The 5,491-nt window shown below is 39.3% G+C and carries 6 protein-coding genes and 2 pseudogenes; 2 read left to right on the top strand and 6 right to left on the bottom strand.

All coding sequences use genetic code 11. From position 1 onward, the window contains the following. Positions 1 to 78: 78 nt before the first annotated feature. Positions 79 to 483: pseudogene (locus ACFIL3_RS08925) on the bottom strand (hypothetical protein); the annotation flags it as partial. A gap of 172 nt (positions 484 to 655) precedes the next feature. Between ACFIL3_RS08925 and ACFIL3_RS08930 the strand changes: the two are divergent. Both ACFIL3_RS08930 and ACFIL3_RS08935 read left to right on the top strand, forming a co-directional pair. Then, entirely contained in the window at positions 656 to 1,822 is a 1,167-nt protein-coding gene (locus ACFIL3_RS08930) for a tyrosine-type recombinase/integrase (protein WP_375682102.1), read from the top strand. 210 nt (positions 1,823 to 2,032) lie between these two features. Beyond that, positions 2,033 to 2,233 carry an AlpA family transcriptional regulator gene (locus ACFIL3_RS08935; protein WP_015856172.1) on the top strand — a complete coding sequence of 67 codons (201 nt, stop codon included), beginning with the start codon at positions 2,033 to 2,035 and terminating at the stop codon, positions 2,231 to 2,233. A 100-nt stretch (positions 2,234 to 2,333) separates the two neighbouring features. Here ACFIL3_RS08935 and ACFIL3_RS08940 read toward each other — a convergent pair whose 3' ends face one another. The 5 genes and pseudogenes from ACFIL3_RS08940 to ACFIL3_RS08960 form a co-directional block, all read right to left on the bottom strand. Beyond that, positions 2,334 to 2,693: a hypothetical protein gene (locus tag ACFIL3_RS08940; protein WP_015856194.1), complete on the bottom strand. Its 360-nt coding sequence runs from the start codon at positions 2,691 to 2,693 to the stop codon at positions 2,334 to 2,336. Positions 2,694 to 2,869: 176 nt separating this feature from the next. Next, a complete protein-coding gene (locus ACFIL3_RS08945) occupies positions 2,870 to 3,274 on the bottom strand; it encodes a hypothetical protein (protein ID WP_026500686.1) in 405 nt (134 codons plus the stop codon). Between the two features lie 176 nt (positions 3,275 to 3,450). Continuing rightward, positions 3,451 to 3,852, bottom strand: coding sequence for a hypothetical protein (locus ACFIL3_RS08950; RefSeq protein ID WP_026500687.1), 402 nt, complete (start codon positions 3,850 to 3,852; stop codon positions 3,451 to 3,453). A 180-nt stretch (positions 3,853 to 4,032) separates the two neighbouring features. Beyond that, positions 4,033 to 4,440 (bottom strand): hypothetical protein, encoded by a 408-nt coding sequence (locus ACFIL3_RS08955; RefSeq protein WP_375634020.1) that lies wholly within the window; start codon positions 4,438 to 4,440, stop codon positions 4,033 to 4,035. Beyond that, positions 4,437 to 5,491 (bottom strand): annotated as a pseudogene (locus ACFIL3_RS08960) (filamentous hemagglutinin); the annotation flags it as partial. The pseudogene ACFIL3_RS08960 and the gene ACFIL3_RS08955, both read right to left, overlap by 4 nt.

Consider the following 5,491-nt stretch of genomic DNA (forward strand, 5'->3'; position numbering starts at 1 on the left):
TTCACAAGCATATCCGTAAAACTGCCGTTGACAACCGCAACATCTGGTCTGTAATCAGCGATTGGAAAATAAACCATATTAGAAATCCGTCGGAATTATTCGAGTGACGTTATGACGTTGAGACGTCTCTGCACGCAATTCATGCAATTGCTCGTTAAAGTCATTGTAAGCTGCCGTTGCACAATCGGGGTCTTTCAAGATATTCTTGTAAAGTTCGTATTTTGCACGCGCCTTAATCAAATCAAACGCGTGCACAAACCATGGATGCTCCTCATCAACACTCTCTATCTCTGATAAACGCAATGGAGAGAGAATGAGTTGAATCTGATAGGCTTTATCCGGCGTGGGATAAAGATGTAATTTCCTATCAAAATAACTGTAACAAACCGGCGTTCCTTGCTGCTCTGATGATAACAAAGGCTCTAAAGAAACATGGTCCTTACACTCCAATGCAAACTTATGATGTTGATCAGAACCCAGATAACACATTGATTTATAATGATAATATAGCGTTATTCATATTGAATTAGAATCCCGAATAACGTAAGATTCTCTCATTTCAAATCTGTTTATCTTGAATCAACTAAAACCACTCATTTGTACATAACAAGTGGGATGAGTGTATGGATAAAATTTGTATAAGAAAGGACTAAAAATGGCTCTTATGAACCGTCTTAATGCAAGGGCTGTCGCAACATTGGGAGCTGGCAAATATAATGATGGTGCCGGCTTGTTACTTCATAAGCGTAAAGATGGAGGTGCTCAATGGATTTACCGTTTTACCATTCATGGGCGGCGCCGTGAAATGGGCTTGGGTGCCTTGAGAGATGTCTCTTTAAAACAAGCCCGTGAATTGGCAACTGGGTGGCGCTCTGTTCTTCGTGAAGGTCGTGACCCCATTAAAGAACGCAATAAACAAAAGCGTGAGGCAATAAGTAATCTCCATTATTTAAAAGATATCGCGTTGGATGCTTTTGAAAGCCGTAAAGCTGAACTAAAAGGAGATGGTAAAGATGGGCGTTGGTTTTTACCCTTAAAACTCCATATTCTCCCCAAATTAGGTTGCCTCCCCGTTTCAGAGATTACACAAACAGAGATACGCAATACACTTGCTCCCATTTGGCATACAAAAGCAGCAACAGCTGATAAAGCTCTTACCCGCCTTAATATTTGTCTCAAACATGCGGCTGCTTTGGGTTTGGATGTTGATTTACAAGCAACAGAAAAAGCACGCGCTCTCTTAGGTAAACAACGCCATAAAACGCAAAATTTTCCAGCTATGGATTGGAGAGATGTCCCTGCCTTTTATAAAACACTTTGCGAAGCATCAACCTTAACACAACTGGCTTTGCGTTTGCTTATTTTGACAGGCGTTCGTACCAACCCTTTGTGTCATATTCATAAAGACCAAGTTGATGGCGATATCTGGACAATCCCTGCTGAAAATATGAAAGGTCGACGTGATACTACAGAAGAGTTTCGCGTGCCTCTATCATCAGAAGCATTAGAAATCTTAAAACAAGCGCGCTTGCTTTCTCGCAATGATTTCTTCTTTTCTGCAACCGGTCGGGGTCCCCTCGCTGCAAATTGTATGGCTCAATATATGAGAGACAATAAAATTGAGGCATGCCCCCATGGATTTCGTTCTAGTTTACATGATTGGCTCGCTGAAACAACCGATGCCCCTTATGAAGTCGCAGAAACTATTCTAAGTCATACAGTAGGCGGTAAAGTAGAGCGTGCCTATCGTCGGACTGACTATTTAGAACAGCGCCGCGTTTATATGGATAAATGGGCGGCTTATGTCACGGGTCAATCTTAAGATATGGGGTGAATAACCCCATGATCTGTGGATAACTTTAGCTCTCTTTTCTCTCATTCTTTCTCAATAAGAGTCATAAATTATCACATCAGAAAAACTATGATAAAATATTGTTTTCTATAAATAAAATACCTTCAAAAATGAACCAAAATGTGGTTAATAAATAGTTATGATTTGTTCTCATTTTTTTACTTTTGAAAGGATTTTAGAATGACAGAAAATGATATTCTTTTGACAGACCGTGAAAGTGCAAAATTGCTTCATATGAGTGTTTCAACATTCCGCCGTCATGTAACCAATGGCTCTTTGCCAAAACCTTTAAAATTTGGTTTTTTATCGCGTTGGTTACAATCAGATCTTTTGAATGTCATCGAGCAAGCAAAACAGCAACGTTATAACGACGCGGCATAAAAAAAACCTTGTCACGTAAGGACGGACAAGGCTTTCTCAAACTCATCAACCTGGAGCTTTATTTGGTGTAAATTCAAGGCTTTCTCTGCTGAAGCAAGACTTAAGGCTGGCATTCAAGTTGTTCTGAATGCTTTTTACAATAAGGGCTATTTAAGCGTCTCTCAACACTTCGCTGAGGCATGACAGCACCAGGACGACATATGGGAAGATTGTCCGATTTATGGTTTTCACACCATTCTTGTATTGTAAAGCTAGGACGAAAACCTGATTGCGCCATACACATTTCAATACTGGCAAATTGATTCAAATCTAGCGCCACAACCTTATTAAGGTCCGGTACTCCACATTCTAAAAGTATTTTATTTCTCCATAATGCTGGAGAAAGTGAGGGAATTGAATTAACACATCCAGTGATACTTAACAGAGCTATACAACTCAACAGTTTTAAGATTTTCTTCATTTTTCCCCTCTTTCAATGGATTTATTACTATAAAACAGCTCATAAGCTTGTTTATATTTTCTGTCACCGCTGCTTAAAACAACGGTGAACAATATTGAGATGACAGATTGAGGAAACAATCGCGCCATTCCAAGTGAAGGCAAGGATGGCAGATTGTTGATCATCACTAGCAGTGCTTAAGGTTGGCATTCTGGTTTATTTTTATATTTTTGGCAATAAGCGCTATTTAAACGCTTCTTGACACTTCGTTTTGGAATGACAGCACCTGGCACACAAATCGGAAGATCTTCGGCATTATAATTTCTACACCGATCTCTCCACTTCCCTCCTAATTTACTATGAAAACCTGCTTGGGTTAGACATGCATAAATAGATGTATTCGCATTTATACTTAACTCTCTATAATCCATCATATAATCATCATGAGGATTCAGCATTCCACATTCTAATAGTGCTTTTTTAATCTCAATCTTATCTTCTCCTAGCTTCTCTAATACATCCACAGCCTGGTAAGGACCTGGAAAACATCCAGCTATAATAAGCAAAGCCAATCCACTCAATAACTTTAAAGTTGCTTTCATTTTTTCTCTCCTTCAATGATTTTTTATGATAAGATTGCTTATAAGCTTGTCGATGTTTTATATTCCTCTGTCCATATCAATTTGAAACATGTTGAGTGCCGATACAATTGGCCCACACACTTATGCAAAAGATAAAAAAACTAAAGATTACTCTTAATCATACCATCATCAAAAAACTACGGTAGACATTCAGGCTTGTTTCTATTTCTTTTACAATGGGGGCTGTTCAGGCGTTTCTTAACACTTCTTTGAGGAATGACAGCACCTGAATGACAAATCGGAAAACGAGCATCAAAAAACTCACACGAACTCAAATATCCGGATTTATATCTAAAACCTGCTTGAACCATGCAAGCTTCAATTAATGCGTTCGCATTTCCGTCTAACTTTCTGTTGTATTCATCACGATTATAAGGTGTTGGCATGCCACATTCTAACAGCGCTTTCCCTATATCAATTGTATTTGCACCAGGCTTATCCCATAATTCCCAAGCTGATAAGGGAACCTCAGCTTTATACTCACATCCAGCTATACTTAACAGAGCTATGCCGCTCAATAATTGCAAGACTTTCTTCATTCTTCCCCTCCTTCAGTGGGTTTCTTTACGATAAAACAGCTCATAAACCTGTTGATATTTTCTGTCATCGCTGCTTAAAACAACGGTGACCAATATTGAGATGATTGGTTGAGAAAACAATCCCGTCATTTCAAGCGAAGGCAAGGATGAGGGATTGTTGACCATCACAAACAGCAAAACTTAAGGTTGGCATTCATCCGCATTTTTATACCTTTTACAAAATGGGCTATTTAAGCGCTTCTCAACACTTCTCTGTGGGATGACAGCACCAAGCTGACAAATGGGAAGGTTTTCTTCTCTAAATGTATAACACCAGTTTCCTCTCCCTTTATAATGGAATCCTGATTGAACCATGCAAGCATAAATTGTTGCATCCTCATTAACACTAAGCTTTCTATTTTCTGAATCAGCATCAATAAGGCTCGGTATTCCACATTCTAAGAGGGCTTTTCCTACCTCAGTAGAATCTGCACCTGCCTTCTCCCACATACTCACGTACTCTGGAGGACTGCTGTCAATTTTTGATATGTCACATCCAGTCACACTTAATAGGACTATACCACTCAATAATTTTAAAATTTGTCTCATTTTTTCTTCCATAAATGATCTAAAGTCGAATAAATTGAATGAATTTGTTTAGTAGGAGATGTTCCATAATTAGTTATACACGCTTTACTTGCATCACCATAACAATTATGGGGACTAGGATCATAACCGCCTAACGCCCTCCCTCCCTCTATCAATGGAGAGGTTGCTGTAGTCAATAAACTTTTTCCTACAAACAGCGTCATATATAAAGGATTTTTTATACCTTTCTCCAAAAGTGAAACATCTAGATTTAAAGGTACTTTATAAAAAGTAGGTGCATTGTAACCAAACAACGTACTAATGGGGTCAGATGCATGGCTTTGTAAGTAAACATGATCATTTTTGCCATCGCTTACGACATATAATGCATTCGCTATCGATTGAGCATGATCCGCTGGTCCATAAAGATAAATATCTGTTTTTTCTGCTATACCGTGGATGCCGCGCTTTTCAAAGTCACGTAGTCCATTGCCTACTGTTAAGCTACCACGACTATGCGCACTAACAATCGCCCCATCATTACCATAACGAGAGGCAAAATCTTGGAATTTCTTGGTCGAATTACTCCATCCCCCAAAATACTCATAAATTGCTACCCCGAACTCTACTAGCTTATCTTTAGCTTGGGGGTGGTAGGTAAAATAAAGGGGTTCATGTTCATTATCAGCTAAGTGGACAGCATTACCGGCTGCTTCATCTGGTGTGTTAAAAATACCATTATAGAACATACGCCTGTTGCCATCAGAGCCAGCTTGTAAATGCTGCTCATCTTCAGCATTTAAAAAGTGATACAGAGTAATATATTCTCCATCGCTGTCTTTTATAGGTTTTCCATTTTCATCGGTTAAATAGAGGACATTGCCATTTTCATCATGCAAAATCTCACCTACTGGATGTTCTTTAACATTTGCGACTTCGCGCACTTTGTCCCAGTATCCCAATCCTTCATCCGATAAATCATTGATCATATCTACGCGATTATGCACTGCTCCCTCAAGCGGTGCGACATCTAGCTGTCCTACAGCTTGGTGGGCTGCTGCGGTGTTGCGGT

Source organism: Bartonella sp. CE47NXGY, from assembly GCF_042195415.1.
Classification (GTDB): domain Bacteria; phylum Pseudomonadota; class Alphaproteobacteria; order Rhizobiales; family Rhizobiaceae; genus Bartonella.

Excerpts from the sequence above, each read along its gene's own strand:
- ACFIL3_RS08930 (WP_375682102.1), top strand. The coding sequence starts at position 656 with ATGGCTCTTATGAACCGTCTTAATGCAAGGGCTGTCGCAACATTGGGA.
- ACFIL3_RS08935 (WP_015856172.1), top strand. The coding sequence starts at position 2,033 with ATGACAGAAAATGATATTCTTTTGACAGACCGTGAAAGTGCAAAATTG.
- ACFIL3_RS08940 (WP_015856194.1), bottom strand. The coding sequence starts at position 2,693 with ATGAAGAAAATCTTAAAACTGTTGAGTTGTATAGCTCTGTTAAGTATC.
- ACFIL3_RS08945 (WP_026500686.1), bottom strand. The coding sequence starts at position 3,274 with ATGAAAGCAACTTTAAAGTTATTGAGTGGATTGGCTTTGCTTATTATA.
- ACFIL3_RS08950 (WP_026500687.1), bottom strand. The coding sequence starts at position 3,852 with ATGAAGAAAGTCTTGCAATTATTGAGCGGCATAGCTCTGTTAAGTATA.
- ACFIL3_RS08955 (WP_375634020.1), bottom strand. The coding sequence starts at position 4,440 with ATGAGACAAATTTTAAAATTATTGAGTGGTATAGTCCTATTAAGTGTG.